10 protein-coding genes are annotated in these 15,084 nt (G+C 65.5%); 7 read left to right on the top strand and 3 right to left on the bottom strand.

Features of this window, described 5'->3' with window-relative positions; translation table 11 throughout:
• Positions 1 to 441 precede the first annotated feature (441 nt).
• Positions 442 to 645 carry a hypothetical protein gene (locus C469_RS10150; RefSeq protein ID WP_008006290.1) on the bottom strand — a complete coding sequence of 68 codons (204 nt, stop codon included), beginning with the start codon at positions 643 to 645 and terminating at the stop codon, positions 442 to 444.
• Between the two features lie 136 nt (positions 646 to 781).
• On the opposite strand from C469_RS10150, the gene C469_RS10145 reads away from it, so the two are divergent.
• From C469_RS10145 to C469_RS17755, 4 genes are all read left to right on the top strand, one after another.
• A complete protein-coding gene (locus C469_RS10145; protein WP_147587281.1) occupies positions 782 to 2,644 on the top strand; it encodes an ABC transporter substrate-binding protein in 1,863 nt (620 codons plus the stop codon).
• Positions 2,645 to 2,714: 70 nt separating this feature from the next.
• Positions 2,715 to 3,710: an ABC transporter permease gene (locus C469_RS10140; RefSeq protein WP_008006288.1), complete on the top strand. Its 996-nt coding sequence runs from the start codon at positions 2,715 to 2,717 to the stop codon at positions 3,708 to 3,710.
• Positions 3,679 to 4,848, top strand: a complete 1,170-nt coding sequence (locus C469_RS10135) for an ABC transporter permease (protein WP_008006287.1) — start codon at positions 3,679 to 3,681, stop codon at positions 4,846 to 4,848. The genes C469_RS10140 and C469_RS10135 overlap by 32 nt, the downstream gene beginning before the upstream one ends.
• A gap of 115 nt (positions 4,849 to 4,963) precedes the next feature.
• Positions 4,964 to 7,150 carry an ABC transporter ATP-binding protein gene (locus C469_RS17755; protein ID WP_008006286.1) on the top strand — a complete coding sequence of 729 codons (2,187 nt, stop codon included), beginning with the start codon at positions 4,964 to 4,966 and terminating at the stop codon, positions 7,148 to 7,150.
• Between the two features lie 123 nt (positions 7,151 to 7,273).
• Here the strand turns inward: C469_RS17755 and C469_RS10125 are convergent, their stop codons facing one another.
• Positions 7,274 to 7,543, bottom strand: a complete 270-nt coding sequence (locus C469_RS10125; RefSeq protein ID WP_008006285.1) for a hypothetical protein — start codon at positions 7,541 to 7,543, stop codon at positions 7,274 to 7,276.
• A gap of 441 nt (positions 7,544 to 7,984) precedes the next feature.
• On the opposite strand from C469_RS10125, the gene C469_RS10120 reads away from it, so the two are divergent.
• Together C469_RS10120 and C469_RS10115 are read left to right on the top strand one after the other, a co-directional pair.
• Positions 7,985 to 10,786: a rhamnogalacturonan lyase family protein gene (locus C469_RS10120; RefSeq protein ID WP_049911297.1), complete on the top strand. Its 2,802-nt coding sequence runs from the start codon at positions 7,985 to 7,987 to the stop codon at positions 10,784 to 10,786.
• Between the two features lie 151 nt (positions 10,787 to 10,937).
• A complete protein-coding gene (locus tag C469_RS10115) occupies positions 10,938 to 12,362 on the top strand; it encodes a family 4 glycosyl hydrolase (RefSeq protein WP_049911270.1) in 1,425 nt (474 codons plus the stop codon).
• Position 12,363: 1 nt separating this feature from the next.
• On the opposite strand, the gene C469_RS10110 is transcribed toward C469_RS10115, so the two are convergent.
• Complete coding sequence (locus tag C469_RS10110) at positions 12,364 to 13,659, bottom strand: BNR repeat-containing protein (RefSeq protein WP_008006281.1); 1,296 nt, start codon at positions 13,657 to 13,659, stop codon at positions 12,364 to 12,366.
• Positions 13,660 to 13,834: 175 nt separating this feature from the next.
• On the opposite strand from C469_RS10110, the gene C469_RS10105 reads away from it, so the two are divergent.
• Positions 13,835 to 15,043, top strand: a complete 1,209-nt coding sequence (locus tag C469_RS10105) for a glycoside hydrolase family 88 protein (protein ID WP_008006278.1) — start codon at positions 13,835 to 13,837, stop codon at positions 15,041 to 15,043.
• The last annotated feature ends 41 nt before the right edge of the window (positions 15,044 to 15,084 follow it).

The raw sequence follows: 15,084 nt of genomic DNA, 5'->3' as shown, positions 1-15,084 counted from the left end.
GGAGATGTCCCGCGAGAGATGTCCCGCGAGAAACGTCAAGAAGGGGCTCTCAGTGAATCAATTCGACGGGTCGGAAACGGACGGTCCGACCGGAACTTCGTTCGACGAGTGTGAAATACCGTGGTGATTGGTCACAAGCAACATACTTGTTCCCCCGTCGGGAACGAGATGGCGATCCGAGGTGGACCGATCGCGGACGGGCCGCGACGCCGAACGCTGCCGGCCGCGAGCACGACTCGCCGGGCTCGAAGTACCCCCCGCGAGACCCTTCGACAGTTTACGCACCGGCCTGAGTCGTGGACTCGGCCGCACCGCGACCGCTGCGATCGGTCGACGACCCGCTCGGTCGTTCGCGCATCGGGAACCTCACGGGAACACTGCCGACCGGCGTCGGCGATATCGGTGGCGAGATCGAGGGCGGTCGCTCCGGTCGGAACAGAGTTAGAACTGACCGAACACGTCGATCCGGAAGTACGACAGGATCCCGACGAGCGCCAGCATGAACAGACAGATGGCCGCCGTCAGCGTCGCCGCGACGTACGATCCGGTACCGGGTTGGAGGTAAGGGTAGGAGAAGGCCAACAGAATCAGAAAGAGGACGTTGATTCCGAACACGAACTTGAGCACCGATCGAGTGCGGTCCATCGTTGCAGTAGTGGTGGGCTATCGGAGTATAAAATTTCTGCAGTGAACGTCGTGACGCGCGACGCACTGGTTCTAGTACTCTCTTTAGCAATTGAATGGGCAAATTATATAAGGTTCGATAATGACGGCCTGTATGATGCCAACGAACGACAATAGTCAGTGGAGCGGAATTACTCGTCGAACCGCGCTGAAGAGCGGTGTTGCCGGGGGTGTCGCGGCACTCGCTGGATGTTCGTCGGGCGGTAACGGGAACGAGGGCGCCGCGGACGACCGCGAACCGGTCGAGGAACGCGTCGACAGACGGTTCACCAAGGCGCTCCACCGCGGGACCTACGACATGGACAACGCGTCGTGGAACCCCTTCGATCCGGCGAATTCGATGAATAACTTCGATCCGCCCGGACTGATATTCGATCCGCCGATCATCTACCACGAGAGCCACGACGAGCTCCAAGGCGTGATCGCGAACGACTGGGAGGAGGAGGACGGCTCCATCCTCGTCGAGCTCAGCGACGAGTGGACGTGGCACAACGGCGATCCGGTGACCGCTCACGACCTGACGACCAGACGGGACATCGAGTTCGCGATCTCCGACATCACGTCCCCGGACTCGAACGCGAACACGTACATCCAGGACTACGAGGCGGTCGACGATTACGCCATCCGATACCACCTGCACGACGACTTCACCATGAAGTCCGTCCTCGCGAACGCGCTCCCCGCGATGGTCAGCGTGAAAGAGGACACGGGGAACCCCTCCTTCGGGGAGTGGCGCGACGACCTCGTGGACGTCGACCCGGAGAGCGACGAGGCGTCACAGGTCGTTTCGGACTTCCAGGAGTGGTCGCCGGAACTCGACGAGGTGGTCGGGAACGGGCCGTTCCAGATCAAAGACGTCACCGACTCCGTCTTCGTCGGGGAAATCTACGAAGACCACCCCAACGCGGACAACCTCTACTTCACCGAGTTCGCCATCGAACAGCACGACGATCAGGTGCTCGCGTTCATGGAAGAGTCGGTCGACGCGATCGCGTTGAACCTGCCCGCGTCGCCCGACGTCATGGACCAGCTACCGCCCCACCACGAGATAAACCGGGACTACAATCACGCGTGGTCGGTCCTGTTCAACTTCGGGAACTACGACTTCCCCGACTCGCCGACCGAGAATCCGAGCAACCAGCCGATCACCGCCGACAGGCGGGTTCGACACGCGATCGCGTACGCCATCGACAAGGAGCGGCTCTGGTCGTCGGTCCCCCAGGTATACGACCTCTACGAACTGCCGTCGACGTTCCTCAACGAGACCGCGGTCGACGAAGGCATCGTCGACGTCGAGGGGTACGACGAGTACGCGCTGGACCGAGACAAGGCCGCGTCGCTGATGGAAGAGGCGGGGTACCAGCGCGACGACGGTCAGTGGTACGACGAAGACGACGAAGAGGCCCAGCTCGTGCTGTACGCCCAGTCGGACACCAGCGTGCAGGTGGACGCGCTCGATGCAGTCCAAAGCGAGATGGAGGACTTCGGGTTCGACGTGAGCCTCGAAGCGGTCGACCAGGCGACGTACGGTGAAGCGCGCCTCAACGGAGACCACGACATCATCTTCGACAACCACCCGGTGTTTTCCATCCGGGGGCTCACGTGGGTCGACTTCGTCTGGGCGTGGTTCAGCCAACTGAACCACGCCGATTACGAGAACACGAACTGGGAGATCCCCGCGGAGATCGGGAACTCCGACGCGAGCAGCACCATGGAGCTCAACGTCTGGAACCAGATCGAGCAGCTGCACCTCACCGGTGACAACGAGTACATTCAGAACCTGACCTGGTGGTACAATCAGGTGTTGCCGATGTACAACTGCGTTATCGCCGCCGATTACGGCGCGATCAACGCTACCGACTGGCACGTCGACGCGTCCGAGGCGCTGATCGACAACCGTACCGCCGAGTTCTACCTGACGAAGGTGTCGGACGCCGAACTGATCCCGTACGAGGAGTAATTATCCCGGGACCCACACCTACGCATTACGCACAAATGGTTATGACATAAGATTACGACGCACTCACACAATGGACTGGAAAATACGACGATTCGGCCAGGGCCTGTTCACCGTCTGGGCAGTGGTTTCCCTGACGTTCTTCATCACGCGGATGATGCCCGGGAACCCGGTCGACGCGTTCGTCGCGCAGATCGGCCCGGAACTGGAGAATCCGCAAGAGGCCTACGAGCTCGCAGAGACCTATATGAACATCAATCCGGAGGCCCCGCTTCACGTCGCCTATCGGGACTACATGATCTCGATGGTCCAGGGCGATCTGGGGCGCTCGATGAGTCAGAACGCGGAGGTCACCGAGCTCATGGCCGAAGCGGTCCCCTGGACGCTGTTCGTCATGAGCTGGGCGATCGCCATCAGTTTCGTCGTCGGCATCTCGCTCGGGGCGATCATGGCGTACTGGGAGGGGAGCACGTTCGACACCGCGGTCACCGGCTACGCGACGACTGTCACGTCGATCCCCTTCTACGTCCTCGCGCTGTTGCTGTTGATGGTCTTCGGGTACCAGCTCGGCTGGTTCCCGACGGGAGGACGCCAGCCGTCGGGGGTGGAAGCCGGGTTCAACCTGCCGTTCATGTTGGGAATGATCCATCACGCGGCGTTACCCGTCTTCTCGATGTTGGTCGCGTCGGGCGCGGCCTCGCTGACGATGCGCGGAAACAGCGTTCGCATCCTCGGCGAGGACTACCTGCGCGTCGCCCGCCTTCGCGGACTGGCAGACCGAACGATCGCCGTCCGGTACGTCGCCCGGAACGCCATCCTGCCGATGTACACCGGGCTGATGATCGCCATCGGGACGATGTTCGGCGGCGCCGTCGTGCTCGAGGAGATCTACACGTACCGGGGGATGGGGTACTACATGATTCAGGCCGTCCGAATGCGTGACTACCCGCTGATGATGGGCGCGTTCACCGTCATCACGATCGCGGTCGTCATCGCGCTGTTGATCGCGGACTTGACCTACGGGAAGATCGACCCGCGTGCGGGAGGTGAGAACCGTGAAGCCTTCTGAAGATCCGTCCGACGACGCGACGGATCCGCGAGCGGGCGCGTCGATCGACGAGTTCGTCCCCGACCGGCCCGACGACGCGACGGACGGCGCCGCCGACTCCGCGACGGCGGTCCGGAGCGACGGCGGAACGGTCGACGCGGATTCGCCGTTCGAGACCACCGCGTCTGTCGCGGAAACGCGCACCGACCGGGTCGACCGCTTCTTCGAGGAGTACATCCGAACGCCGTGGTCGATCCTGCGCACCGACTGGCGGGCGCTCGCCGCCTTCGCGATCCTCGGCACCTACATCCTCATCGCGACTGTCGGGGTGTACTTGATCGAACCGACCGAGTCGGCCCACGGACCGCAGTTGCTGGGCGTGTTCGAGACCTGGGAGTTCCCGCTCGGAACCACCTCGTCGGGCAAGGACGTGCTCGCCCTGGCCGTCCACTCGACGCCGTCGATCCTGGTCATGATGGCGTCGGGCGCCGTCTTCACCGTCGTCATCGGCTCGTTCTTCGGCGTCGTCGCCGGCTACAAGGGCGGGATGGTCGACACCGTGCTCAGTACGATCACGGACGTGTTCATCAACATTCCCGGACTCCCGCTCGTCATCGTCCTGGCCATGCTGTTAGAGGAGTGGATCAACAATCCCGTGGCGCTCGGCGTGCTGCTAGCCGTCGCGGCGTGGGCGGGCCTGGCTCGTTCGATCCGATCGCAGGTGCTAACGATTCGCAGCGAGTCGTTCATCGAGGCGGCGCGAGCGATGGACCTGCCGACGCGGTGGATCCTCCTGCGAGAGATAATTCCGCACCTGTTGCCGTACATCGTGGTGAACATGATGAACGCGGCTCGCCGGGTCATCTTCGCGGCGGTCGCGCTGTACTTCCTCGGCGTGCTGCCGTTCTCCGACGCCAACTGGGGCGTCATGCTGAACAACGCGTACAACGCCGGAGCGCTCTACCGCACCAGTGCCATCCACTGGCTGCTCGTCCCGATGATCGCCATCACGGGGATCGCGATCGGGCTCATCCTGCTCGCGCAGTCGCTGGACCAGGTGTTCAACCCCCGGATCAGGGCGCGCCACCAGGACCTGGGTGACGACGACCAGATAGAACCGGACTCGGAAACCGACACCAAGGACATGATGAACGTATGATCTCGACGACGACGAACACGACCGTGACGCGACCGGGGCGACCGGTTCGACGACCGCACGCGCACGCGGCCGCCGAGCAGAGCGGCGACCGACGAACCGCACCGGAGGTGGCGTCATGACGATCTCGCAGTCGGCGGCGCAAGCCGATCGGCCGAACGGGGACGTCATCATGGAGCTCGACGACACGTCCGTCGAGTTCGGCATGAGCCGCGGGCGGTCGCGCGTCCTCAACGGCGTGGACTTCGAGGTCTCCCGCGACGAGATCGTCGGCGTTATCGGCGAGTCGGGCTCCGGAAAGTCGATGTTCGCCTCGGCGATGCTCGACGCCGTGCCCGAACCGGGCGTCACGACCGGCGACGTGACCTACTACCCGGAGGACGACGACCCGGTGTCGGTCACCGACCTCTCGAAAGAGGAGCTGCGGCGGTTCCGCTGGGAGGAGGTCTCGATGGTGTTCCAGGGGGCGATGAGCTCCTTCAATCCGGTTCTGAAGATCCGGACCCACTTCGTCGAGACGCTAAGCGCCCACGACTACAACGTCGAACGGGGCCTCGAACGCGTGAGAGAACTCCTCGAGGACCTCTACCTCGAACCCGAGCGCATGCTGGAGTCGTATCCCCACGAGCTCTCCGGCGGGATGAAACAGCGCGTGTTGATCGCGCTGAGTCTGGTTCTCGATCCGGAGATGCTGGTGATGGACGAACCGACGGCGGCGTTGGACCTGCTGATGCAGCGGTCGATCATCTCGCTGTTGCACGACATTCAGGACAAACACGACCTGACGATCGTCTTCATCACGCACGACCTGCCGCTGGTCGCCAACCTCGCGGACCGACTCGCCGTGCTGTACGCGTTCGAGTTCGCGGAGGTCGGCCCCGCCGACGACATCCTCGAGGATCCCGCCCACCCCTACACGCGGGCGTTGCTGAACGCGACGCCGAACCTCTCGGCGCCGCTCGAGGAGATGCGACCGATCGAGGGCGAGAGTCCGGATCCGGTCAACATCCCGGAGGGGTGTTCGTACCATCCGCGGTGCCCGATCGCTGACGAGATGTGTCGGTCTCACGATCCCGACGCGTACGACGCCGGAGCGGACCACGACGTGCACTGCCACCACTGGGAGGACTCCATCGAAAACATCGATAACGCGTTGGCGAGTTCCGGCTCGATGGATCGGTCCAGGCGGACGGCCGCCGACCGGTCGGCGGACGAAGAGCCGGTGGTGTCGCTGGACGACATCGAGGTGGAGTTCGGCTCCGAGAACGACGGCCTGCTCGACTTCGGCGACTCCGAGATCGTCACGGCCGTCGACGGGATCTCGCTCGACATCTATCAGAACGACGTGGTCGTCCTCGTCGGCGAATCGGGCTGTGGCAAGACGACGCTCGGCAAGACCGCCGTCGGGCTACAGCAACCGACGGACGGAACGATCGAATACAAGGGACGGGACATCTGGGAGGGCAGCGGCAACAGCAGCACGCTCGCCGACAAGGAGATCCGTCGGGCGCTCCAGATCGTCCACCAAGACCCCGGCAGTTCGCTCAACTCCCACCACCGCGTCCGGACGATCCTCGAGACGCCGCTCAAGCGGTGGCATTCCGACCTCGACGGGAACGACCGGCGAGAGCGGATCCTGGGAATGCTCGAGTACGTCGGGATCAGTCCGCCGGAGGACTACATCGATCGGTACCCGCACCAGCTGTCGGGCGGCGAGAAACAGCGGGTCGCGCTCATCCGCGCGATGCTGATCAATCCGGACCTCATCCTCGCCGACGAGGCGGTGTCGGCGCTGGACGTCTCCCTGCGGGTCAGCACGATGGACCTGATGATCGAGCTCCAAGACGTGTTCAACACGTCGTACCTCGCGATCTCCCACGACCTCTCGAACGCTCGGTACTTCGCCGAGAAGACCGGCGGCCGGATCGGCGTCATGTACCTCGGCGAACTCGTCGAGATCGGTTCGCCCGAGCAGATCATCCACGACCCGAAGCATCCCTACACGCAGGCGCTGCGCTGGGCGACTCCGGAGCTCGACCGCGACGAGGACATCGACGACAACCCGATGCGAACGATCGACGTCCCCGACCAGACGAACATGCCCTCGGGCTGTCGCTACCACACGCGCTGTCCGAAGGCGCGGGAGGTCTGTCGGACCCAGAAACCGGAGCTGATCGACCGCTCCGACGAGGACGGCGTCCAACACACCGCCTGCTTCCGCGCGCTCGAGGACCACGAGTACTGGGACAGCGAGCCGATCGCGGAAGAGCCGCCGGCCGCCGAGGAGACGGGGAGCGCCGACTGAGCGTCGGCGGCGGTTCGGCGGGTGGAGACTCGCGGACGAACCCCGTGACGCCTACTGAGCGTCCCGAATACCGTTACGTAACGCCGAGAGACCGCGAGAACTGAATCCGCCCCCTGTCCCGAGTTAGCCGAGATTGCCTCGCTGCGAGATCGTCACGACCACGTGAATGGTCACACCGACGAGAGCGAGTGCGATTCCCCAGACGCCCAAGATCGCGGGCCAGATCCCGGTGTTGACGATAAACGCGATAACGGTGACGACCGCTCCGACGGCGGCGGTCTGGAGCGCGTACGAACCCCGGAGCGGACCGAGGATCGATGCCAGCGACGATCCGGCGGATCCGGACTGGTCTCGAGGACGCTCCGGACTGTTGTCGTCGGTATCAGTTGACATACTCTCCCGTCATCGCGAACCCAGTTATTTGTTTCGGAGAGGTGGATGCGAATCTCGTCGTGACTGGGTGTAGTCCCCGAATGCGAGGTGTGACTCGATTCCGAGCTGGCACGGAGCCATCGAGATCGCATTCGGTGACCGCCGCCGGCGACGACCTCGAGCGGGCTCTCAAACAGTGACGCCGTCGTCGAATGCGATAAAGGAATCATTACACTTAGTGACACCCCCCAAACATTTATATTACCTGGCTTTGAACGAAAGTTCGTGACAGAAGAGACATTGCCAGGTTTTGACAAGGGTACGGGACGGTACGAACAGCATCGGCGAACCTTCCTCGGGGGGATCACCGCCGGGACGGCGTTGCTGGGGACCGGCGGTTTCAGCGCGGCGGCCGCCGAGGGCGGGGAGCGGAACGGAAACGACGGCGACGGGACGCGCCAGATGGAGTCCCTCGATCGGGGGCTGGTAGCGGTTCCGACGGGGGACGGGGTGTTGCTCCGATGGCGACTGTTCGGGACCGAACCCGCCGATCTCGGTTTTCACGTCTATCGCGACGGCGACCGGGTGAACAACGAGCCGATCACCGACAGCACGAACTACCTCGACCCCGACGGGACCACCGACTCGACCTACGCCGTTCGAGCGGTCGGCAACGGGCGGGCCGGCGGTGAGCGCCGCGACAGCGACCGAAAGCCCGGGATGTCGAAGTCGGTCGAGGTGTGGGACGACCAGTACAAGGAGATCCCGCTGGACAAGCCCGATCCCGTCGAGGGCGAGGACGGCGAGACGGTCACGTACCACGCGAACGACGCGAGTGCGGCCGATCTCACCGGCGACGGGACGCTCGACATCGTCCAGAAGTGGACGCCGTCGAACGCGAAGGACAACTCCCAGTCGGGGCAGACGAGCGACGTCCTGATCGACGGGTACACGATGGACGGGGAGCGCCTCTGGCGGATCAACCTCGGCCAGAACGTCCGGGCCGGCGCGCACTACACGCCGTTCCTGGTGTACGACTTCGACGGTGACGGCAAGGCGGAGCTGGTGGTGCGGACGGCCGACGGGACCGAAGACGCGGCCGGGAACGTCATCGGCGATCCGGACGCCGACTGGACGAACCCGTCCGGATACGTCCTCGAGGGACCGGAGTACCTCACCGTCTTCGACGGGGAAACGGGCGAGGAGCTCGCGACGGAGGATTTCCAGCCCGCGCGCGGAGACGCCTGTGACTGGGGCGACTGCTACGGCAACCGCGTCGACCGGTTCCTCGCGGGGACCGCCTACATCGACGGCGAGCGACCGAGTATCGTGTTCACGCGTGGCTACTACGAGAAGACGATGCTCGCCGCGTGGGACTTCCGGCAGGGCGAGCTCGACGTGCGCTGGATCTTCGACAGCGAGGACGGGAACGAGGAGTACGAGGGCGTGGGCGCACACACCCTGGGCACCGCGGACGTCGACGGCGACGGCAAAGACGAGATCGTCTTCGGCGGAGCGGTCATCGACCACGACGGCACCGGCCTGCACGCGACGACGATGTCGAACCCCGACGCTCAGCACTGCGGTGACTTCCTCCCCGACCGGGAGGGCCTGGAGATCTTCGTCCCCGCCGAGTACCCGGCCGAGGGGGCACCGAGCCTGTCGATGCGCGACGCCGAGACGGGCGAGTACATCTGGGCCGTCAGGAACGGCGCGGACATCGGCAGAGCGATGATCGCCGACGTGGATCCGAACTACGCCGGAGCGGAAGCGTGGGCGGGCGTGCCCCTGGAGAGTGAGAGCGACATCGCCGGCACGTTCACCGCCGACGGTGAGCCGATCAGCGAGACCGGCATCAATTCGGTGAACTCGGGGATCTGGTGGACCGGCGACCTGCACCGAGAGCTGTTAGACCACGAGTTCCAAGGCTGGGACGCGGGGTACGGCGTCGGCTGGATCAAGAAGTGGAACCCGGAAACGGAGGAGCTCGACCTGTTGCAGTCCTTCGAGGGAACGCGCTCGAACAACTCGTCGAAGGGGAACCCGTGTCTGTCGGGCGATTTCCTCGGGGACTGGCGCGAAGAGGTGATCTGGCGGACCGACGACAGCGAGGCGTTACGCCTGTACGCGACGCCCCACGAGACCGACCACCGGCTGTACACGCTGTTACACGACCCGCAGTACCGGACCGGCATCGCGCGCCAGAACGTCGGCTACAACCAGCCGCCGTGGCCGAGCTTCTTCCTGGGCCACGGGATGGACGCCCCGCCGGAACCCGACATCAAGACCTCGTTCGAACCCGCCGGACACGACCGGCTCGCCGAGATCTCCGCCAGTGAGACAGACGCGACCCTCTGCGACGACATCGAGTTCGACGCGGAGGACCTGACGGGGAACGGCCGGAAGATCCGCTCGCTCTCGTGGGAGCTCGGCGACGGCACGACCGCGACGGGGTCGTCGGTCACCCACACCTACGAGGAGCTGGGGGTGTACCCCGTCAAGCTGACCGCGACGGGCAAGAACGGGGAGACGACGACCGACTTCGAGACGATCACGATCGACGAGCTGGACCCGATCGCGCGGGCCGTGCCGAGTGCGACCCGCGTCGACATGGGCGAGTCAGTCGACTTCGAGGCGGAGGACATCTCGGGCGACGAGAACTCGGTCGACTCCCTGACGTGGGAGTTCGGCGACGGCACGACCGCGACGGGCTGGTCAGCCACCCACAGCTACGACGTGCCCGGCGAGTACACCGTCACGCTGAACGCCACCGCCGAAAGCGGTTGCACGGCGTCGTACACGGTGACGGTCACGGTCGACGTCGCGGCGGGCACCTATCGACTAACCGCGAGACACACCGCCGACGACAAGGTCGTCGAGGTCGTCGACGGCTCCGCGGAGGACGGGACGAACGTCCAGCAGGGCGTCTGGGAGGGCGCGGACTCCCAGCGCTGGGAGGTGACGGAGCTCGACGACGAGGTGTACCGGATCGAGAACGTCAACAGCGGGCTCGTGATGGAAGCCGACGGCGGCGCCTCGGAGGGCGGGAACGTCGTGCAGGGCACCTGGGAGGACGCGGACCGCCAGAAGTGGGAGATCGTGCCCGTGGGCGACGGGTACTCCAGCCTCCGGCCGCTGGACGGTGCCGGCGACTTCGCGGCCGACGTCTTCGGCGTGAGCACCGAGGACGGTGCCACCCTCGGGATCTGGACCGTGAGCAACGGCGACAACCAGCAGTTCGCCTTCCTCGATCCGTCGGCCTGACTCCCGACAAACACGGGGACGCCGGAGCCGGTCGCACAGCCCGCGGGCTCGCGACCGGTCGTCCCGGCTGCAGTCGGCGGCTGAAGGCTCGGGGAGTCTCCGCGGGTCGGTATGGTAACCGTTTTTAAGGCCTGACAACGAGTCGCACAACGTGCACTCACTCGAGCCGACAGCACCGGGCGAAGCGTCGAGGTCGGACGTGAAGATCGGATATATCGGTGGCGGTAGCCGGGGATGGGCACACACGCTCATCAACGACCTCCTTCAGTGTGCGGACGTGTCAGGGCGGGTCGCACTGTACGACGTCAACTACGAACCGGCGGCGGCCAACGCCGAACTGGGCAACCGCCTCGCCGCGCGCGAGGAGGCCGCGAGCGACTGGACGTTCGAGGCCCACCGGTCGATCGGAGACGCGCTCGACGACGCGGATTTCGTGATCTGTTCGATCCAGGATCCCCCCGAGGAGACGTTCGTCCACGACATCGACCTTCCGAAGGAGTACGGCATCTACCAGCCGGTCGCCGATACCGTCGGTCCGGGCGGCACGATACGGTCGCTGCGGGCGATTCCGCAGTACCGCGAGATCGCTGCGACGGTCCGCGAACGATGTCCCGACGCGTGGGTGCTCAACTACACGAACCCGATGACCGTCTGTACGCGAGCGCTCTACGAGGAGTTTCCGGAGATCAACGCGATCGGCCTCTGCCACGAGGTGTTCCACATGCAGGAACTGCTGGCCGATATCGCCGAGAAATACGTCGAGGAGGCCGAGGACGTCGACGCGAACGACATCGACGTCAACGTCAAGGGCGTCAACCACTTCACGTGGATCGACGAGGCCCACTGGCGCGACCGCGACATCTTCCAGTACCTCGACGCGGAACTCGCGGAACGAAAGCCGCTCCCGAGCAACGAGCCGGGAGACTTCTCCGACGCGGGGTACTGGATCAACGATCACCAGATCGCCTTCGACCTCTACGACACGTTCGGCATCCTGGCGGCGGCCGGCGACCGCCACCTCGCGGAGTTCGTCCCGTGGTATCTCGCGATCGACGACCCCGAGGAGATCCACCGATGGGGTATCAGAATGACGCCGAGTTCGGCTCGGGTCAGCGACGGCGAGGGACCGGCGAAGATGGAGCGCTACCTCGACGGCGACGAGACGTTCGAGTTCAGGGAGTCCGGCGAGGAGGCCGTCGACATCATGCGCGCCCTGCTCGGCATCGAACCGATCAAGACGAACGTCAACTGCCCGAACGTCGGCCAGACGCCGGACCTCACCGACGGCGCCGTCGTCGAGACGAACGTGGTGATCACCGGTAGCGGCGTGTCACCGGTCACCGCCGGCGAACTCCCCCCGGCGGTTCGCACGCTGGTCCAGCGGGCCGTGACCAACCAGGAGACGCTCGTCGAGGCCGGCTTCGCGGGCGATCTCGATCTGGCGTTCCGGGCGTTCCGCAACGACCCGCTCGTCGCCGTCCCGCCGGAGGACGCTCGAGAGCTGTTCGCCAGGCTCGTCGAGACCGAGCGCGACTACTTCGAAGCGTACGACCTCGACGCCGACGCGCTCGTATGAATCAGTCGCGGCTCCGCGTCGACGAACCAGTCTCGAACGCGTGACATCGCAACGTCGTGGCCGGCGGGTCGCGGTCGCGTTCGCGGTCGCGGTTCGGACCGAGCGTCTCCCAGCGAAGGGCGTACTCGACGCCGTCCGGAGCGACCCCGGAGTCGTCGACCCAGTTGACCCGCATTCCCGGATACGCCGTCCGCGCCTCGTCGAGTCCCTCCGGACGCCGCGATCGCGCGACGTGATCGACCCGTTCGAGCGTCTCCGGGTCGAGGACCCACGTCCCCGAACCGTACTCGGCGTGCGTATACGACTGCTCGAGTCGGCCGGTGTCGCCGACCGTCACCGGACCGATCTCGATATCGAAGGGGATCGATCCGGTACCGCCGAACTCCCACCGGTACTCCCAGTCGCTGACCCGAGAGACGGTCCAGCCGTCGCCGTCCGAGCGGGCGTTGTAGACCTGCGTGTGTCCGTCCGGATCGTACTTGTGGTAGCTGACGACCGCGCGACCTCGATCGTCGAACCCGATCGGCGTGTTCCCGTTGATCAGCCCCGATCCCGGCGGGACCGGATCGACGATCTCTCCCGTCTCAATGGTAATCGGCAACTCAAGGGGGTCTCCGCGGCTCGTCTCCCACTGCTGCAGATCCGCGCTCCGCGCGTACGAGAGGTCGTGGTTCGTCGCGGCGTCGGGGGAGTCCCGCCACACCCAACAGCAGTGGTAGTACCCGTCGGGCCCCGGTATCGGCCCGTGCGGATACGCGTTCATCCGGTCGCGGCCGGCGGTGAGGGGGTCCGCGAGCAGCCGTCGCCAGCTCCTCGCGTCGTGGTCGTAGACGTTGTAGAGCCAGTCGCCGCCGCCGCTCCGCCCGTCGCGGTACTCGAAGACCAGTTCGTCCGCGGGGCCCCGGAAGAACCGGGGATAGGTCACCCGCCGCTCCCTCGATCCGACCATCTCCGGGACCCGTTCGAAGGTGGTCACGTCTCCCGGGTCAGCCGTCCGAACGTACGCGAGCGGGTCGCCGTGAACGTTTCCCGCGACGTGAATCCGGCCGTCGTCGTCGACGGTCAACGCCAGGTCGTTGTGGGCGTCCCAGCCGATCCGACCGAGAGCCGGGAGACGGACGGTCGTCCACGTCGATTCCCCGAGCGATCGAACGCCGACGGTGGGCCATCGATCGGCGTCGTAGAAGGCGACGACCTGCCGGCCGCGCTCGCGACAGGTGTACAGCTCGAACTCGGCCGGCGTCCCCGACCAGACCGCGGCGACGTCGATCGCTCCGCTCGTTGTTCGATCCGTCACGGACCGACACTGCGCGGGGGACGTACTAATACTTCCCCGTTCGGGGGCGGAGCGTCTCAGAGACGCGTCTCCGGTGCGAAAGACGCCGTCGACGCCGTTTCGAGTGCCGCGTCGCGTTCGTCCGAGAACGGCCGACGGTGGGTTTATGACGTGCGGGTGACCAACTTGAGTCGAGATGCCACGCGAACCAGCGGCGTTACTCGGGAGCGTCTCGGACCGGGGGCTCCCGGCGCGACACGTTGAATCGCCCGGCGTCGATCGGGACGAACTCGACCGGGCTCTCTCGGTCGCTATCGGCCGTATCGACGCCGGTATCGAGGAGTTCTACGACAGGTTCCCCGGCCCGTCGAGCGAGGACCTGCAGTACGCGCCGACCGACAACACGGACGGATGGACGGCCTCGTTCTGGACCGGGCTCTGCTGGCTCGCCTACGAAGTCACGGGCGAAGACCGGTACCGGTCGGCCGCCGAAGCGCAACTCGAGACCTTCGAACGCCGACTCGACGAGGGAAACGTCGAGACGCACGACCTCGGGTTCCTCTACACGCTGTCCGCGGTCGCCGGGCATCGACTCACCGGGAACGACCGATACCGCTCCGCGGCGCTCGCCGCCGCCGACCTGCTGGTCGACCGATTCTGGGAGGCGCCGGGGCTCATCCAGGCCTGGGGCGACCTCGAGAGCGACGACGAAACCGGGAATCGGGGGCGGATGATCGTCGATACCATGATGAACCTCCCGCTGTTGTTCTGGGCGACCGAGACGACGGGCGATCCGACCTACGCCTCGATCGCCGAGACCCACGCGCGCACGAACGGCCAGCACGTGGTCAGGGAGGACGGCTCGACCTTCCACACGTTCACCTGCGACGTTCGGAACGGGGCTCCGATCGGCGGCGAGACGGTCCAAGGGCACGACGACGACTCGACCTGGTCACGGGGTCAGACGTGGGCGATATACGGCTACGCCCTCGCGGCGGAGTACGCCGACGAAGCCGCCTACGCCGGGCTGTCGGCCAAGCTGGCGAACTACTACCTCTCGAACGTGGAAGACGATATGGTCCCCCGCTGGGACTTCGACGCGCCCGCCGACCCGGAGATCCGCGACTCCTCGGCCGCCGCGATCGCGGTGTGCGGTCTCGACGAGCTCGCGAGGCGACTCCCCCTCGCGGACGAGCGCGCTCGGGCCTACCAAAACGCCGCGCTCGCCACTCTCGAGAGCTTGGCGACGAGCTACACGACCGAGGGCACGGAGTCGAACGGCCTGCTGACAGAGGGGGCGTACGACCCGTCCGAAGGCGACTACGACGAGTGCTGCATCTGGGGCGACTACTTCTACGTCGAGGGTCTCGTCCGGGCGACCCGACCCTGGTCGCGGTACTGGTAGCCGAACCCGTCCGGAACTCCCGTCGCTTTTCACTCTCCGTT

Source organism: Halorubrum lipolyticum DSM 21995, from assembly GCF_000337375.1.
In the GTDB taxonomy this organism is placed as follows: domain Archaea; phylum Halobacteriota; class Halobacteria; order Halobacteriales; family Haloferacaceae; genus Halorubrum; species Halorubrum lipolyticum.
This window is presented reverse-complemented; position numbering and strand designations above follow the sequence as displayed.